The organism is Curtobacterium sp. MCBA15_005, from assembly GCF_001864855.1.
Taxonomy (GTDB): domain Bacteria; phylum Actinomycetota; class Actinomycetes; order Actinomycetales; family Microbacteriaceae; genus Curtobacterium; species Curtobacterium flaccumfaciens.
Map to the genome: position 1 here is coordinate 9513 of NZ_MJGL01000015.1, position 14661 is coordinate 24173.

18 protein-coding genes are annotated in these 14661 nt (G+C 71.2%); 7 read left to right on the plus strand and 11 right to left on the minus strand.

Annotated features, from left to right (window positions below; genetic code table 11):
- Positions 1 to 46: 46 nt before the first annotated feature.
- From BIU89_RS09380 to BIU89_RS09430, 11 genes are all read right to left on the minus strand, one after another.
- Positions 47 to 880, minus strand: a complete 834-nt coding sequence (locus BIU89_RS09380) for a hypothetical protein (protein WP_139178925.1) — start codon at positions 878 to 880, stop codon at positions 47 to 49.
- Entirely contained in the window at positions 870 to 1409 is a 540-nt protein-coding gene (locus tag BIU89_RS09385) for an RNA polymerase sigma factor (RefSeq protein ID WP_071246081.1), read from the minus strand. The genes BIU89_RS09380 and BIU89_RS09385 overlap by 11 nt, the downstream gene beginning before the upstream one ends.
- Positions 1410 to 1528: 119 nt before the next feature.
- Positions 1529 to 1945, minus strand: a complete 417-nt coding sequence (locus tag BIU89_RS09390; RefSeq protein ID WP_071246083.1) for an MFS transporter permease — start codon at positions 1943 to 1945, stop codon at positions 1529 to 1531.
- On the minus strand, positions 1942 to 2778 hold the full coding sequence (locus BIU89_RS09395) for an Asp23/Gls24 family envelope stress response protein (protein ID WP_071246085.1): 837 nt from the start codon (positions 2776 to 2778) through the stop codon (positions 1942 to 1944). The genes BIU89_RS09390 and BIU89_RS09395 overlap by 4 nt, the downstream gene beginning before the upstream one ends.
- Before the next feature lie 79 nt (positions 2779 to 2857).
- On the minus strand, positions 2858 to 3031 hold the full coding sequence (locus BIU89_RS09400) for a CsbD family protein (protein ID WP_071246087.1): 174 nt from the start codon (positions 3029 to 3031) through the stop codon (positions 2858 to 2860).
- An 83-nt stretch (positions 3032 to 3114) separates the two neighbouring features.
- On the minus strand, positions 3115 to 3678 hold the full coding sequence (locus BIU89_RS09405) for a hypothetical protein (protein WP_071246089.1): 564 nt from the start codon (positions 3676 to 3678) through the stop codon (positions 3115 to 3117).
- Positions 3675 to 4250, minus strand: coding sequence for a DUF6286 domain-containing protein (locus BIU89_RS09410; protein ID WP_071246091.1), 576 nt, complete (start codon positions 4248 to 4250; stop codon positions 3675 to 3677). The genes BIU89_RS09405 and BIU89_RS09410 overlap by 4 nt, the downstream gene beginning before the upstream one ends.
- A 9-nt stretch (positions 4251 to 4259) precedes the next feature.
- Positions 4260 to 4574 (minus strand): hypothetical protein, encoded by a 315-nt coding sequence (locus BIU89_RS09415; RefSeq protein WP_017885411.1) that lies wholly within the window; start codon positions 4572 to 4574, stop codon positions 4260 to 4262.
- Entirely contained in the window at positions 4571 to 4762 is a 192-nt protein-coding gene (locus tag BIU89_RS09420) for a DUF2273 domain-containing protein (RefSeq protein WP_017885412.1), read from the minus strand. Before BIU89_RS09420 ends, BIU89_RS09415 begins: the two co-directional genes overlap by 4 nt.
- A complete protein-coding gene (locus BIU89_RS09425) occupies positions 4759 to 5217 on the minus strand; it encodes an Asp23/Gls24 family envelope stress response protein (RefSeq protein WP_071246093.1) in 459 nt (152 codons plus the stop codon). Before BIU89_RS09425 ends, BIU89_RS09420 begins: the two co-directional genes overlap by 4 nt.
- A gap of 169 nt (positions 5218 to 5386) precedes the next feature.
- Entirely contained in the window at positions 5387 to 6607 is a 1221-nt protein-coding gene (locus BIU89_RS09430) for a helix-turn-helix domain-containing protein (RefSeq protein ID WP_071246096.1), read from the minus strand.
- Positions 6608 to 6689: 82 nt separating this feature from the next.
- On the opposite strand from BIU89_RS09430, the gene BIU89_RS09435 reads away from it, so the two are divergent.
- The 7 genes from BIU89_RS09435 to BIU89_RS09465 all read left to right on the plus strand — a co-directional run bounded on the left by BIU89_RS09435 (position 6690) and on the right by BIU89_RS09465 (position 14625).
- Positions 6690 to 6980, plus strand: coding sequence for a metal-sensitive transcriptional regulator (locus BIU89_RS09435; RefSeq protein ID WP_027466001.1), 291 nt, complete (start codon positions 6690 to 6692; stop codon positions 6978 to 6980).
- 31 nt (positions 6981 to 7011) lie between these two features.
- On the plus strand, positions 7012 to 7230 hold the full coding sequence (locus BIU89_RS09440; RefSeq protein WP_027466002.1) for a heavy-metal-associated domain-containing protein: 219 nt from the start codon (positions 7012 to 7014) through the stop codon (positions 7228 to 7230).
- Positions 7227 to 9458: a heavy metal translocating P-type ATPase gene (locus tag BIU89_RS09445; RefSeq protein WP_071246098.1), complete on the plus strand. Its 2232-nt coding sequence runs from the start codon at positions 7227 to 7229 to the stop codon at positions 9456 to 9458. The genes BIU89_RS09440 and BIU89_RS09445 overlap by 4 nt, the downstream gene beginning before the upstream one ends.
- A 245-nt stretch (positions 9459 to 9703) precedes the next feature.
- Complete coding sequence (pgi, locus tag BIU89_RS09450; protein ID WP_071246100.1) at positions 9704 to 11425, plus strand: glucose-6-phosphate isomerase; 1722 nt, start codon at positions 9704 to 9706, stop codon at positions 11423 to 11425.
- 236 nt (positions 11426 to 11661) lie between these two features.
- Positions 11662 to 12198 (plus strand): hypothetical protein, encoded by a 537-nt coding sequence (locus BIU89_RS09455; protein ID WP_071246102.1) that lies wholly within the window; start codon positions 11662 to 11664, stop codon positions 12196 to 12198.
- 155 nt (positions 12199 to 12353) lie between these two features.
- Positions 12354 to 13811, plus strand: coding sequence for a sugar porter family MFS transporter (locus tag BIU89_RS09460; RefSeq protein ID WP_051596822.1), 1458 nt, complete (start codon positions 12354 to 12356; stop codon positions 13809 to 13811).
- A gap of 109 nt (positions 13812 to 13920) precedes the next feature.
- Positions 13921 to 14625, plus strand: a complete 705-nt coding sequence (locus BIU89_RS09465; protein ID WP_254791568.1) for a DUF4396 domain-containing protein — start codon at positions 13921 to 13923, stop codon at positions 14623 to 14625.
- Positions 14626 to 14661 lie beyond the last annotated feature (36 nt).

Genomic DNA, 14661 nt, shown 5'->3' on the forward strand with positions numbered 1-14661 from the left:
CGCGAGCCGATCGGCTCGCGTGATCCGCGCCTCCGGTCCGGCGACGTCACCCGCAGAACTCCGTCGGCGGCGACTGATCGACCTTGCTCACCCACACCGAGTCCGCCCGGTCGCCGGAGCCGAGCGGCGGGAACCGGAAGCTGACGAACACGCCGTTGATCGTCGTCGTCCAGCCGCCGTAGGGCGAGTCGGACGGCTGGCCGTCGTCGTTGCCGGGCTCCGTGTAGTGGAGGTCGGGGTACGCCGCCCGCAACTCGGCGAGCGTGCTGCCGACCCCGAGCCCCGCAGCCGTCGTCGGCCCCGCCACCTCGTCGGTGTTCATCCCGACCATGACGCTCGCGATCGTGCCGTCGTCCGCCTTCACGACGGTCAGTCCCGCCTTGTCGGGATCGTCGGAGTACCAGAACACGACGTTCGGGTTGAGGCACCCCTGGTCCGCCCTCAATACGCCGGTCAGGTCGTCCGTCTCGGCGGCGTACTCCCCGCCGAGCGCGATCGGCCCGACCTCGCTGCCGGAGATCGTCCACGTGTCCGGGTCCGACAGCGAGTACGGCGCCCGGGTCGACGTCGGGGTCGGGGTCGGGTTCGCCGTGGGCGTCGGGCCGCCCACGACCGGGGCCCCGGACGAGGTCTCGGTCGGCGACGGCTCGGGTGTCGTCGTCGCGGTGGGGGCGGGCGCGGTGGTGATCGACGTCGGGATGAGGCCGAGCGCGACCCCGCCGCCCGCAGCACCGAGCAGCAGCACCCCGACGACACCGATCGCGATGCCTGCACGGCGGCCTCGTCGCTTCGGGCGAGGGGTGGCACGCTCGAGGACGTTCTGCTTCATCGAGACGAGCATGCGCTGCAGGTCGTCTCCCTGGGGAGGCTCAGTGTTCATCGTGCGTCACCGCCTTCCTGAGTCGTCGGCGGGACCGGGAGACCCGCTGGGTGACCGCCCCGACGCTGAGGCCGAGCAGTTGTGCGGCTTCGGCGTAGGAGTACCCCTGCAGCAGGCAGAGTTCGCAGATCCGGCGGTCGGTCTCCGGCAGTGCGGCGATCTCGGCGCGGACCCAGCGGAGCTGCTCGGACGCCTCGGTGGTGTCAGCGGGGGCGGCGAGGTCGAAGGGGAGCTCATCGCCGGCGTGCTTCTGGTTGCGCCGTCCCAGGTTCTTGGCGTGGTTGCGGCACACCACCAGCAGCCACGGCAGGAGTGTGCCCGTCGGGAGCTGCAGGCCCTCGGCTCGCTGCCAGAGCGTCAGGAACGTGTCCTGGACCAGCTCTTCGACGTCCTGCTTGCTCCCCGCGATCGCCCAGGCGTAGCGGGTGAGCGTCGGTGCGAACCGGTCGAACGCCGTCGCGAGCGCTGCTCTGTCCCCCGAGGCGAGGCGCCGTGCGAGGCCGGCGTCGTCTTCTGCGGTGTTGTCCACGGTGCTCCCTTCACTACGACAATGTCGTGAAGAGGCCGAACATGACACGGATCACGACGCGAGTCGTCCGTGTCGTGATCCATGTGTGATGCGCCGGAGGCGTCAGCGGTGTCGGCGCGTCAGCCGGTGAAGCGGTTCCAGAGCTCGGTGACGATCGGCCAGACGTCACCGGCGCGGTCGGCGGACCCGATCGCGACGAGGACGATCGGGACGATCGTGACGGCGATGGCCACGAGGACGGCGAGCACGACGGCCGAGGCTGCGGTCGCGGTGTGCCGTCGGGTGAAGGCGAGGGCGAGCAGCGCGAGGACGACCAACGACCCCGCGATCGTGACGAGTGCCACCCGCACGAACGGGAACGGCACGAGTCCCGAGGTGGTCGCCGTGACGCCGCCGAGGAACCCGACGAGGGGCAGGAACGCCCCCAACGCCGTGCCGAGGACCAGGACCACGCCGATGCCCGAGGCGATCCAGACGCCGCGTGGCCGGGGGTGACGGAGCTTCGCCCGGCGGTTCCCGGACCAGGCGGTGGTCACGGCTGCTCTCGGCGGTGCCGTGCTGCGTCGGTCTCGGCCGCAGCGGTCTCGGCCGCGTCGGCGGAATCGGCGGCAGCGGATGCGGCGTCCTCAGCGGCGTCGGCTGCGTCGGCCGCGGCGTCGGCGGCCTGCTCCGACGCCCGGGCGAGCGACTCGGCGGCGGCGTCACGCACGTCCTCGGTGGTGTCGGTGGCGCTCTCGACGACGCGCTTCGTGGTCTCGGCGGTGGCGTCGGCAGCGCGCTTCGAGGCATCGGCGGTGGCGTCCGCTGCGCGCTTCGTCACGTCGGCGGTCGCTGCGGCAGCACGCTTGGTCGCGTCCGCCGTGGTCTGGGCCGCCTGCTCGACGGCGTCGCCGGTGGTCTCGGCGGCCTGCTCGACGGCGTCGGTCGCGACCTCGGTCGCGCGGCCGAGCGGTGACTGCTCGTCGTCGAAGGGACCGTGCACGTCGAGGACGCGGACGTCCACGCTCGTCGGGAGCTCGGACAGCTGCCGCGTCGCGGCGGTCACCTGCTTCCGCACCTCGTCGGCGACGTGCAGCACCGGCTCCGGGTAGCTGACGACGATGGAGACCTGCACACCGAGCGCGCCGTCGTCCTCGTCGACCTGCACGCCGGCGGCGCCGGCGCTCCGGCCGAGCTGCTTGCGGAGCTGGTCGGCTGCACGGGCGGCGATCCCGCCGAGGTGGTGCACGCCGGGCACGCCGAGTGCGGTCTCCGCTGCGGTCCGGGCGACGATCGTGACGGTGCTCGCGTCGTCGGGCAACGGCTCCGTGAGCTCCGCGGGCAGCGCCACCTCGGTGACCTGCGTGTGCGCGTTCGGGTCGTGCTGCATGGTTCTCTCCTCGTTCGGGTTCCGCCGGAACGCATCGGGGCACCCGACTGCGCGCGTGCCCCGACACGGTTCGTGCGACCTACTTCTTGAAGACGTCCTTGACGTCCTCGCCGGTCTGCTTCGCGCTCGCGGCGGCCTGGTCCTTCTTGCCCTCGGCGACCTTGGAGTCGTCGTTGGTCAGGTTGCCGACGGCCTCCTTCGCCTTGCCGGCGAGGTCCTGAGCGGCGTTCTTGATCTTGTCGTCGAGTCCCATGACGGGTCCTTTCGTGGGTGGGCAGTGCGCCCGGTGGTGTGGTGGTGGGCCGGGAGGCCCGGGGTGCGTCCGGCAGACGGGTGTCAGTGGACGCGGGTCGACTTCGCGAGTGCGGAGCGGGTACCGCCGGTCAGGTGCACGAGCACCGGGACCGGACGGCCGAGGGTGCGGTCGAGGACCGCGACGGCTCGGTCGACGGCGTCGAGCACGGTGACGGCGTCCCCGCCGCGGCGGACCGCGACACGGATCCGTGCGGCGCGCTGCCGGCGGACGAGGTAGGTGTCGACACGGGAGCCGACCACGTCGCGGACACCCGCGAGTTCGTGCTCGAGGACGTCCCGGACGAGTGCGACGTTGATCGTGACGGCGTCGTCGCCCGAGTGCTCCCGCACGGCGACGGACGTGCCGCCACCACCGCGGGTGAACACCCACACGAGCGACAGGACGATCACGAGGACCGCGGCCCCGGCGACGATCCACAGCGCGGACGCGGGCACGTCGAGGCTGCGGGGATGGTCGACGTACGGCTTGACGGCGTCCTGGACGGCAGGCAGCACACCCGCGCCCATCGCGATCCCGACGACCACGGCGACGAGGCCGAGGACGAACAGGATGATCCGGTTGAGGGTCCGGTTGCTCTTGGTCATGCGAGGGTTCCCTTCTCCTCGACCCGGACACGGACTCGTCGGCCGAATCGCTCGTCGAGGCCGCTCAGACGGTCCACGACGGCGGCACGGACGCTCGCCTCGTCGACCGGCACACCGGTGACGGGGACGATGCGGACCTCGGTGGAACGGCCACGGGCGGTGGCGGAGGCGTTCCCCTCGGGGACACCGGCCGCCATGCCTGCAGCGTTCGCCGCAGTGGAGGCGACGATGCGGGCGTCGATGACGACCGCACCGCGCTCGTGTTCGACGACCGATCGGTGCTGGCGGCCGGGCTTGAGCGCCAGGACGACCAGCACGACGCCGAGGACGACGAGCACACCCGCGATGACCTCGACGATGGTGACGAACGCGGCGTCCGGACGGAGCGCCGTGTCGACCACGGTCTGGGGGTCGGCGACCAGCGGCGGGCGTCCGATTGCGCTGAGCACCGCCTCGGTGCCGATCCAGGCGGCCACCAGGGCGAGCACCACGAGTGCCACCGCCACTGCTGTGGAGCGGGAGCGGTGCACGCTCCGACGACGGATGCGTCGTTCGACGGAACCGTTGCTCATGATGGCCTCCTAGCGGGCACGGGACTCGTGCTCGCGCACGATCCCGGTGAGTTCGATGTGGGCACTGCCGACGCGGCGCCCGGTCAGGTCGCTCACGCGACCCTTGACCTGGTCCGCGATCCGGATCGACCCGGAGACGATGTCGTCGCTCGCGGCGATCGGCCCGGTGATGTCGAGCGACAGTGCTCCCGACGCGTCGCCGAGTCCGACGCGCACCCGCTTGGCGGGGGCGCCGAGCCCTTCGGCTGCGACGGCCCGCGCCAGCGAGGTGAGCGCGCGTGCGGTGATCTCGACGCGGCCCGGGACGTCCGGGCCGGCGTTCACCGGGAGCTCCGGCGTCCGGTCAGCACATCGGTCAGGGCACCGCGGTCTATGCGACCGGTTGCGAGTGCGGCCACGAGGGCCCCGATCGCACCGAACACGATCACGAGCACGAAGCCCCAGAACCCGAACTGCAGTGCCACGACGGCGAGGACTGCGCCGATGAGGGCGCCGATCAGCGTGTTGCTCATGCGACTCGGGCTTCCTTCTTCTCGTCGTCGTTGTCGTCGTCGTCGCCCGGGATGTAGACGTCCTGGACCGTGACGTTGACCTCGGCGACCTCCATGCCGACGATCTGCTCGAGGGCACGGGCGACACCGGAACGGACGCCGTCGGCGACCTGCTGGAGCGACACCGGGTACTCGGCGACGATCACGATGTCCGCGGCGACCTGCTTCTCGCCGACCTCGACCTTGACGCCCTGACCGAAGTCGCGCTGGCCGATGGCGTCGCGGATGGCACCGATGGCACGGGCTGCGCCGTTGCCGAGGGAGTGCACGCCGTTGACCTCGCGGGCGGCGATGCCGGCGACCTTCGACACGACGGTGTCGTCGATGACGGTCTTGCCGGTGACGCCGCTGGTGCCGGCGTGCGAGGTGGCACGGGTCGCCGTGGTGGCCGGGGTGGGGGTGATGGTGTCAGCCATGTTCGTTCCTTCCGTTGACCCGCCGGGCGTTCCCAGCGGTTGCTGTTCACGGATGAGACGGGCTGTGGAAGAGATTCGTCACACACGACTTCTCGGATTCGGGTGATCTCCAGGCATCCCCGGAAAACCGGGGATCCGCCTGTACCCCCGGCCTGTTCCGTCGGGCTTTTCAGCCGTTTCCGGCCGCGTCGTTGCGTTCTGCAGCGGTCCGCATGGCGCGCACGCAGGCCATCGGCGACTCGCCGCGCTCCTCGCGGAAGAGCTGCTGCAGCCGTCGGGGGAGCACCCCTGCGGCGGCCGCGATGTCGTCCAGCGTGAGGGCGTCGTCGAGGTGCTGTTCGATGTACGACACCGCACGGCGGACACGCCACGACGCCCTGCCGGCCTCCGGCTGCGCAGCCAGCGACGCGCGCTTCGTCACGGCCGGGTCCTCACCGAACCGGTCGCGGTAGGTCTCGGCGAACCGACCGGGGTTGGTGAAGCCCCAGCGACGGGCGATCGCGGCGATGCCGGAGGACACGAGCGGACAGTCCGCCGGGGCGACCGGGCCACCCCGGTCCGCGCGGAGCAGCTCTTCGCGCACACGGTCTAGGCGGTGGTCGCGGAGGAACCGGTGCGGGGTGGTGTCGAGTGTCCGGGCGAAGACGTCTTGCAGCCCGCGCTGGCTCAGTCCGCACGCGGCGGCGATCGTGGGGACCGAAGGGCGTTCGGCGGCGTGCAGTTCGATGAACCTGATCGCGTCGCGGAGCCGGTTCGCCACGGGCACGTCGTCACCCCGGTTGCGGATGGGGAACGTGTCGAGGATGACGACGGCCAGCCGGCGGTTCAGGGCGGTCCGCATCGGTCCGAGCACGCGGTCGTCGACCAGGGCCGGCCCGAGTTCACGGATCAGGTGCCGCAGCGGTTCGCGCCGGGCGATGACCTCGTCCTGCTGGTCGAACAGCAGTGGGCCGTCGGGCAGGCGGTAGCCGAGGTCGCGGCCGACGCTGCGCAGGAACCGGTCGGACACGTGCACGCCGTTGTAGACCGTGCCGTCGGACTCGAACCGGTAGGCCTCGGACGCCGAGGCGATGTACGGGCTGCCCGGCTCGACGACGCGGGTGCGGTCGGCGAAGTGCATCTCGAGCCGGCCCTTGGTCAGCCAGAACACCACGTGGTCGTCCCGCACGCCGATGACCCCGCCCCGCCGGCCGCCCTCGGCACGCATGGTGCGCAGCGACAGGTCGTCGTCGCCCACGACCGTGTACTCGTACCGGGTGTCGTCGGTGGCGAAGGTCTCGGATGCGAAGTCCGAGCCGCCGTACTCGGCCTCGAAGATCTCGGAGTAGTCGGAGCCCTCACCGTCGGAGAACCGCAGCCGGCGGAATCCGTTCGTCGTCGAGGGGTCCATGCGCCGATCATGCCACCGGTTGCGCGCGGACGGGATCGGAATACCCTAGGGGGGTACCGTATTGAGAACGGTGGAGGCGGACATGCACGAACACGTCGGGTACATCGGCGACAAGGACGACCTGCTCAAGCGACTCCGTCGCGCCGAGGGGCAGGTGCGCGGCATCGCGCGGATGGTCGAGGACGAGACGTACTGCATCGACGTCCTGACCCAGATCTCGGCGGCGAACCGGGCGCTCGAACGCGTCGCGCTGTCGCTGCTCGAGGACCACCTGGCGCACTGCGTCGCCGAGGCCGTCGCCGAGGGCGGGGACGCCGCCGACGAGAAGGTGCGCGAGGCCAGCCAGGCGATCGCCCGGCTCGTCCGCTCCTGACCCTGACGACCACCACCGAGAAGGAGACACCATGACCACCGAAACGCTGCTCGTCGAGGGCATGACCTGCGACCACTGCGTGATGAGCGTCACCGAGGAACTCACCGAGGTCGACGGCGTGTCGGGCGTCGACGTCCGACTCGTCCCCGGCGGATCGTCCGAGGTCACCGTCAGCTCCGCGGCACCCGTCGACGCGGACGCGCTCCGCGCCGCCGTCGCCGAGGCGGGGTACGAGGTCGTGCGCTCGTGACCGACCGCACCGTCGAACTCGACATCACCGGGATGACCTGCGCCTCGTGCGCGAACCGCATCGAGCGGAAGCTCGGCAAGCTGCCCGGGGTCACCGCCACGGTCAACTACGCCACCGAGAAGGCGCAGGTGCAGGTCGCCGCGGACGGTACCGCCGACCCCGAGGCGCTCATCGCCGCGGTGGAGTCGGCCGGGTACGGCGCCACGGTGCCGGCCCCGCCCGCCGCTGCTGACGCCGGCCCCGCGGTGGACGAGGACCCGACCGGCCCGCTGCGCCGGCGCCTGGTCGTGTCCGCCGTGCTCGCGGTGCCCGTCGTGGTGCTCTCGATGGTGCCGGCCCTGCAGTTCCCGAACTGGCAGTGGCTCGCCCTGACGCTCGCCGCGCCCGTCGCGGTCTGGGGCGCGCTCCCGTTCCACCGTGCCGCGTGGGTCAACGCCCGGCACGGTGCCGCCACCATGGACACCCTGGTGAGCGTCGGCGTCCTCGCTGCCTTCGGGTGGTCGCTGTACGCCCTGTTCTTCGGCGACGCCGGCACGACCGGCATGCACATGACGTTCTCGTGGTTCGCCACGGACCCCGAGGCCGCCGACCTGTACCTCGAGGTCGCGACGGCCGTGACGGTGTTCATCCTCGCCGGCCGGTACATGGAAGCCCGCGCGAAGACGCAGTCCGGCGCCGCGCTCCGGGCACTGCTCGAACTCGGTGCGAAGGACGCCGCCGTCCTGCGTGACGGCGGCGAACACCGCGTGCCCGCCTCGTCCCTCGTCGTGGGTGACGTCGTCGTGGTGCGACCCGGCGAACGGATCCCGAGCGACGGCCTGGTGCAGGACGGCTCCTCGGCCGTCGACCTCAGCATGCTCACCGGTGAGTCCGTGCCGGTCGAGGTCGGCCCGGGCGACCGGGTCACCGGCGCGACGATCAACGTCGGCGGCCGGCTCGTCGTCGCGATCACCCGCGTCGGCGCCGACACCGAGCTCGCCCGGATGGGTCGCCTGGTCGAGGACGCCCAGACCGGCAAGGCCGAGGTGCAGCGCCTGGCCGACCGCGTGTCGGGGGTCTTCGTGCCGATCGTCATCGCGCTCGCCGTGCTGGCCTTCGTCGGCTGGCTCGTGTTCGGCGGCTCGGTCACCGCGGCCTTCACCGCGGCCGTCGCCACCCTGATCATCGCCTGCCCGTGCGCCCTCGGGCTCGCCACGCCCACCGCCCTGCTGGTCGGGACCGGCCGAGGCTCCCAGCTCGGCATCCTGATCGGCGGTCCGCAGGTGCTCGAGCGCACCCGCGGCGTCGACACCGTCGTGCTCGACAAGACCGGCACCGTCACCACGGGGTCGATGACCCTGCGGTCGGTCACCGCCGTCGACGAGACCGAGGACACCGTGCTCCGGCTCGCCGCCGCGGTCGAGGACGGCTCGGAACACCCCGTCGCCCGTGCCGTCACCACCGCGGCCCGTGCCCGAGGCGTCGACCTGCCCGAGGCCGAGCAGTTCACCGCGACCGCCGGCGCCGGTGTGCAGGCCGTCGTGGACGGCGACGTCGTCCTGGTCGGCACGACCCGCTGGCTCGCCGACTCGTGGTCGATCACCCTGCCCCCGGTGCTGTCCGACGCCGTCGAGCGCGCCGAGGCCGACGGGGGCACGGCGGTCGTCGTCGCCCGGAACGGCACGGCCCTCGGCGTGGTCGTCGTCGGCGACACGGTGAAGCCCGAGGCTGCTGACGCGATCGCCCGCTTCCGGGCCCTCGGCCTGCACCCGGTGCTGCTCACCGGCGACAACGACGGTGCCGCACGTGCGGTCGCCGCCCGGGTCGGCATCGACGAGGTGCACGCTCGCGCGACCCCGGCGTCGAAGCTCGAGACCGTCCGCCGACTGCAGTCCGAGGGGCGGAGCGTCGCGATGGTCGGCGACGGCGTGAACGACGCAGCGGCGCTGGCCGCGGCCGACCTCGGCATCGCCATGGGGGCCGGCACCGATGCGGCCATCGCGGCGAGCGACATCACGGTGGTGAGCGGCCGGCTCACCGTGGTCGCCGACGCCATCCGGTTGTCGCGTGCGACGCTCGGCGTCATCAAGGGCAACCTGTTCTGGGCGTTCGCGTACAACGTCGCGGCGATCCCGCTCGCGATGGCGGGGCTGCTCAACCCGGTGCTCGCGGGTGCGGCGATGGCGTTCTCGTCGGTCTTCGTCGTGACGAACAGCCTGCGGCTGCGTCGCTTCGCGGCGCAGCCGTGAACCCGGCGAGCCGACCGAAGCCGTGAACCCGGCGAGTCGGCCGCAGCCGTGAACCGGGCGAGCCGACCGCGGCCCTGAACGCGACCGGCCGGGAGGCGTGACGCGCGCAGCGAACGCGAGCCGCGCCTCCCGGCCGACTGTGCGCACCACCTGCCGGAGCGCACTACGCTCGAAGACGGTCCGCGACGCAGCGCTGCGTGACCCGCGGGCTGTACGTCTTGAACGTGATCCCCAGGAGGACCGAAGTGACCGAATCCGCTCCCGTCGACCCCACATCGACCGAAGGCTGGAAGAAGCTCGACAGCATCGCTGCCGGCTTCACCCCGGACCTGCGAGGGTGGTTCGACAGCGACCCCGGTCGTGCCGAGCAGTACACCTTCCAGGCGGCCGACCTGACCGTCGACCTGTCCAAGGGCCTGGTGACCGACGAGATCCTCGCCGCGCTGCTGCAGGTCGCGAAGGACACCGGCGTCGCCGAACGCTTCCAGGCGATGCTCGCCGGTGAGCACATCAACGTCACCGAGGACCGCGCCGTGCTGCACACCGCGCTCCGCCGCCCGAAGGCGACCGAGGGCCTCGTGCCGGCGGCACCCCTGACCGTCGACGGCCAGGACGTCGACGCCGACGTGCACGCCACGCTCGACAAGGTCTACGGCTTCGCCGAGCAGGTCCGCAGCGGCGCCTGGACCGGTGTCACCGGCAAGCGCATCGAGACCGTCGTCAACATCGGCATCGGTGGCTCCGACCTCGGCCCGGTCATGGTCTACGAGGCGCTCAAGCCCTACGTCCAGCCCGGCCTCGAGGCCCGCTTCGTCTCGAACATCGACCCGGCGGACATCTACGAGAAGACCGCGGACCTGGACCCCGAGACCACGCTCTTCATCGTCGCGTCGAAGACCTTCGGCACGCTCGAGACCCTGACGAACGCGCGCCTCGCCCGCCAGTGGCTGTGGGAGAAGCTCGGCCTGACCGACGCCGCCGACGACGAGAAGAAGAACGCCGTCGCCAAGCACTTCGTCGCCGTCTCCACCGCGCTCGACAAGGTCGAGGCGTTCGGCATCGACCCCGAGAACGCCTTCGGCTTCTGGGACTGGGTGGGCGGCCGCTACTCGGTCGACTCGGCCATCGGCACGAGCGTCGTCATCGCCATCGGCAAGGAGAACTGGGAGCAGTTCCTCGCCGGCTTCCACGCCATCGATGAGCACGTCCGCACCACGCCGCTCGAGCAGAACGTCCCCGTCCTGATGGGCCTGCTCAACGTCTGGTACACGAACTTCCTCGGTGCGCAGAGCCACGCGGTCCTGCCGTACACGCAGTACCTGCACCGCTTCGCCGCGTACCTGCAGCAGCTCACGATGGAGTCGAACGGCAAGCGCGTCCGCTGGGACGGCTCGCCCGTCACCACCGAGACCGGCGAGGTCTTCTGGGGTGAGCCCGGCACGAACGGCCAGCACGCGTTCTACCAGCTCATCCACCAGGGCACCCGCCTGATCCCGGCCGACTTCATCACGGTCGCCAACCCGGCCCGTCCGCTGAAGGACGAGACCGGCGACGGCAAGGGCGTCGCGCCCGGCACCGACGTGCACACGCTGTTCCTGGCGAACTTCTTCGCGCAGACCAAGGCGCTCGCGTTCGGCAAGAGCGCCGACGAGGTCCGCGCCGAGGGCACCACCGACGAAGGCATCGTCGCGGCGCGCACGTTCCCCGGCAACAAGCCGACCACGTCGATCATCGCGCCGGAGCTCACCCCGAGCGTCCTCGGCCAGCTCATCGCCCTGTACGAGCACATCGTGTTCACCGAGGGCACGATCTGGGGCATCGACTCGTTCGACCAGTGGGGTGTTGAGCTCGGCAAGCAGCTGGCGCTGCAGGTCACGCCGGCCGTCGAGGGCGACCAGGCCGCGCTCGACGCGCAGGACCCGTCGACCAAGGCGCTCATCGCGAAGTACCTGGAGCTGCGGAAGTAGCGCACGCCCCCACTTGACGGACGGGAGGCCCGTGGCGGATCCGCCACGGGCCTCCCGTCCGTTTGTGTGCGTGCGCTGGCCGCGGGGCGGACGCCAGGTCGGTTTCGCGGTCAGCGACACCTCACGCGCGCGCTGGCCCGTGAGGTGTCGCCCAGCGCGAAACGCGCCTGCCGCCGCGCCCCGTCACCGCGCCGGACGGTCCGCCGGTGTCGGTCGGAGCGGCTACGGTCGAGGGCATGGAGCGTTCGGAGATCCTCGCCGCGGCTGCCGCCGCGCACGCCGCCCGCATCGCAGCGGCCGGTGGTGACGACGTCGCAGCGCGTGAACGGGCCGACAGCGTCCGACGACGTGCCGACGGGCTCACCGACCGGTACGACACCGTCGAGGGCACGAACGGCGAGTCCGACGCCCGCGACGCCGCTCGCCGACGCGCAGGCGAGGCGGACCGCGCGGCCTCGCGCACCGAGGGCGTGCTGTCGGACTGGCACCGGATGGGCACCCGTCGTGGCGTCACCCCCGACGCCCAGGTCCGCACGGCCTGGACCGTGACCGGAGTCCCCGAGCGCGGTGACGCCCGCGCGCTCGCGAACGTGCTGCTCTCCACCGCGGGGCACGCCGGACGCGTCGCCGACGCCGCCCGACGCAACCCCGCCCTGTCCGGCGCAGCGAGTGCCGCCGCCCGACGGACCGTGCGCCGCTACACCGACCACGGTGCCGACATGGCCTCGTTGGGGGACGTCCTGGGCGAGGGCCCCGTCGACGACGAGCGCTGAACCTGATCCGCAGATTGGACCGCTCCCGTCCTCATCAGGCCTTCTGTGGACCGATCCAAACGACCTGACGACAGAATGTCCAATTGACAGGACATGGAATCGGGTTACGATCGGTCCACGCGATGAAGCGCGATCACCGACGAAGGAGTCACCGAATGGTCGACATCAAACCGACAGCCCCGACTGTCGCACTGCCCCCGTTGGGGACCGGGCCGCACCGCCGACGACTCGGCGTGCTGGCCCTCGTCGCCACGTTCGGCGGGTTGCTCTTCGGGTACGACACCGGTGTCATCAACGGTGCGCTGAACCCGATGAAGGCCGAGCTCGGTCTCACGAACTTCACCGAGGGCGTGGTCACCAGCTCGCTGCTCTTCGGCGCCGCGATCGGCGCCATGCTCGGCGGCCGCATCGCGGACGGCTGGGGTCGTCGCAAGACCATCATCCTGCTCGCCGTCACGTTCTTCGTCGGCACGCTGATCTGCGTGTTCGCGCCGACGTTCGAGGTCATCGTCGTCGGTCGTGTGCTCCTCGGCCTCGCGGTGGGTGGCGCGTCCACGGTGGTGCCGGTGTTCCTCGCCGAACTCGCGCCGTACGAGATCCGCGGGTCGCTGTCCGGCCGCAACGAGCTCATGATCGTGATCGGTCAGCTCGCCGCGTTCGTGGTCAACGCGATCATCGGCAACGTGTGGGGTGAGGGCAACGGCGTGTGGCGCGTCATGCTGGCCGTCTGTGCGCTCCCCGCGATCGCGCTGTTCGTCGGGATGCTCCGGGTGCCGGAGTCGCCGCGGTGGCTCGCGTCGAAGGACCGCTACGACGAGGCGCTCTCGGTCCTCGAGCAGGTCCGGACCACCGATCGGGCCCGTGCCGAGCTCGACGACATCAAGCGGAGCAACGACCTCGAAGCGAAGGTCGAGCGCGTCAGCGGTTGGCACACGCTGCGCGGGAACAAGTGGCTCATCCGCATCGTGCTCATCGGTGCCGGGCTCGGCGTCGCGCAGCAGCTCACCGGCATCAACTCGATCATGTACTACGGCCAGACCGTGCTCATCGAGTCCGGGTTCCAGGCGTCGGCAGCCCTCATCGCGAACATCGCCCCCGGCGTGATCGCCGTGATCGGTGGCGTCATCGCGCTCTACAACATGGAGAAGATCAACCGCCGCACGACGCTGATCCTCGGGTTCACGCTGACGACGATCTGCCACTTCCTCATCGGCATCGCGTCGGTGGCGCTGCCCGAGGGCAACCCGGCCCGCCCGTGGGTCATCCTGTTCCTGGTCGTCGCGTTCGTCGGCTCGATGCAGACCTTCCTCAACATCGCGGTCTGGGTCGTGCTGTCCGAGATCTTCCCGACCCAGATCCGTGCGCTCGGCATGGGCATCTCGGTCTTCTGCCTCTGGATCGCGAACGCGTTCCTCGGGCTGTACTTCCCGACGATCGTCGCAGCGACCGGCATCACCGGGACCTTCTTCGGGTTCGGGGTCGTCGGACTGCTGGCGCTGCTCTTCATCTGGAAGTTCGTGCCGGAGAGCCGCGGTCGCACCCTCGAAGAAGTCGAAGAGGGCGTCACCACCGGCAACATCTTCACCGTCCCCGTGAAGGCGTCGCGCCGCTAGTCCGCACCACGCTGCACCGAGTGAGCAGAAGACGTCGGGTCGCCCCAGGGCACCCGGCGTCTTCTGCTCACTGGATCCACCGTCGTCGCCCGGTTGGTTGCATGGAGGCGTGACGGAACTGGTGCTGCAGGACTTCCCGGCCGCCCTGAACGTGGTGTGCTCCGCACTGCTCGTGGTCGCCGTGGGCTGTGCCGTGTTCGTGGCGGTCGACGTGGTGCGTCGGCCGCCGCAGATGCGCGTCATGGCGTTCGTGTGGCCGCTCACGATGCTCTTCGGCAGCGTCGTGTGGCTCGTCTTCTACCTGCGTCGGGGGCGGGCGACGGCGCCCGGCCACGGACGGTGGGCGGGCACAGCGATCGACACGAGCCACTGCGGGGCCGGGTGCGCCCTCGGTGACCTGATCGGCGAGTTCGGGCTCGCGGCGTTCCCGGCGCTCGGGGTGGCGGTCGGCCTGGGCACGCTCTACCAGGACCGGATGATCGCCGGGTGGATCGTCGACTTCGTCATCGCGTTCGTGCTCGGCATCGTGTTCCAGTACTTCGCCATCGCGCCGATGCGGGGCCTCGGCGTCCGGGCCGGGCTCCTCGCCGCGCTCAAGGCCGACACGCTGTCGATCATCGCGTGGCAGGTGGGCATGTACGGCCTGATGGCGGTGTGGCAGCTCGTCGTGTTCCCGGCACTCGTCGGCGGACGCGCGAGCGTCTTCTCGCCGGAGTTCTGGGTGGCGATGCAGCTGGCGATGGTGGCCGGCTTCGTCTGCTCGTACCCCGTGAACGTGTGGCTGGTGCGTCGGGGCATCAAGGAGGCCATGTGACGGACCAGCGAACAGGCGGGAGGCCCGGTGCCAGCT

Excerpts from the sequence above, each read along its gene's own strand:
- BIU89_RS09380 (WP_139178925.1), bottom strand. The coding sequence starts at position 880 with ATGAACACTGAGCCTCCCCAGGGAGACGACCTGCAGCGCATGCTCGTC.
- BIU89_RS09395 (WP_071246085.1), bottom strand. The coding sequence starts at position 2,778 with ATGCAGCACGACCCGAACGCGCACACGCAGGTCACCGAGGTGGCGCTG.
- BIU89_RS09400 (WP_071246087.1), bottom strand. The coding sequence starts at position 3,031 with ATGGGACTCGACGACAAGATCAAGAACGCCGCTCAGGACCTCGCCGGC.
- BIU89_RS09405 (WP_071246089.1), bottom strand. The coding sequence starts at position 3,678 with ATGACCAAGAGCAACCGGACCCTCAACCGGATCATCCTGTTCGTCCTC.
- BIU89_RS09410 (WP_071246091.1), bottom strand. The coding sequence starts at position 4,250 with ATGAGCAACGGTTCCGTCGAACGACGCATCCGTCGTCGGAGCGTGCAC.
- BIU89_RS09420 (WP_017885412.1), bottom strand. The coding sequence starts at position 4,762 with ATGAGCAACACGCTGATCGGCGCCCTCATCGGCGCAGTCCTCGCCGTC.
- BIU89_RS09425 (WP_071246093.1), bottom strand. The coding sequence starts at position 5,217 with ATGGCTGACACCATCACCCCCACCCCGGCCACCACGGCGACCCGTGCC.
- BIU89_RS09430 (WP_071246096.1), bottom strand. The coding sequence starts at position 6,607 with ATGGACCCCTCGACGACGAACGGATTCCGCCGGCTGCGGTTCTCCGAC.
- BIU89_RS09435 (WP_027466001.1), top strand. The coding sequence starts at position 6,690 with ATGCACGAACACGTCGGGTACATCGGCGACAAGGACGACCTGCTCAAG.
- BIU89_RS09440 (WP_027466002.1), top strand. The coding sequence starts at position 7,012 with ATGACCACCGAAACGCTGCTCGTCGAGGGCATGACCTGCGACCACTGC.
- BIU89_RS09455 (WP_071246102.1), top strand. The coding sequence starts at position 11,662 with ATGGAGCGTTCGGAGATCCTCGCCGCGGCTGCCGCCGCGCACGCCGCC.
- BIU89_RS09460 (WP_051596822.1), top strand. The coding sequence starts at position 12,354 with ATGGTCGACATCAAACCGACAGCCCCGACTGTCGCACTGCCCCCGTTG.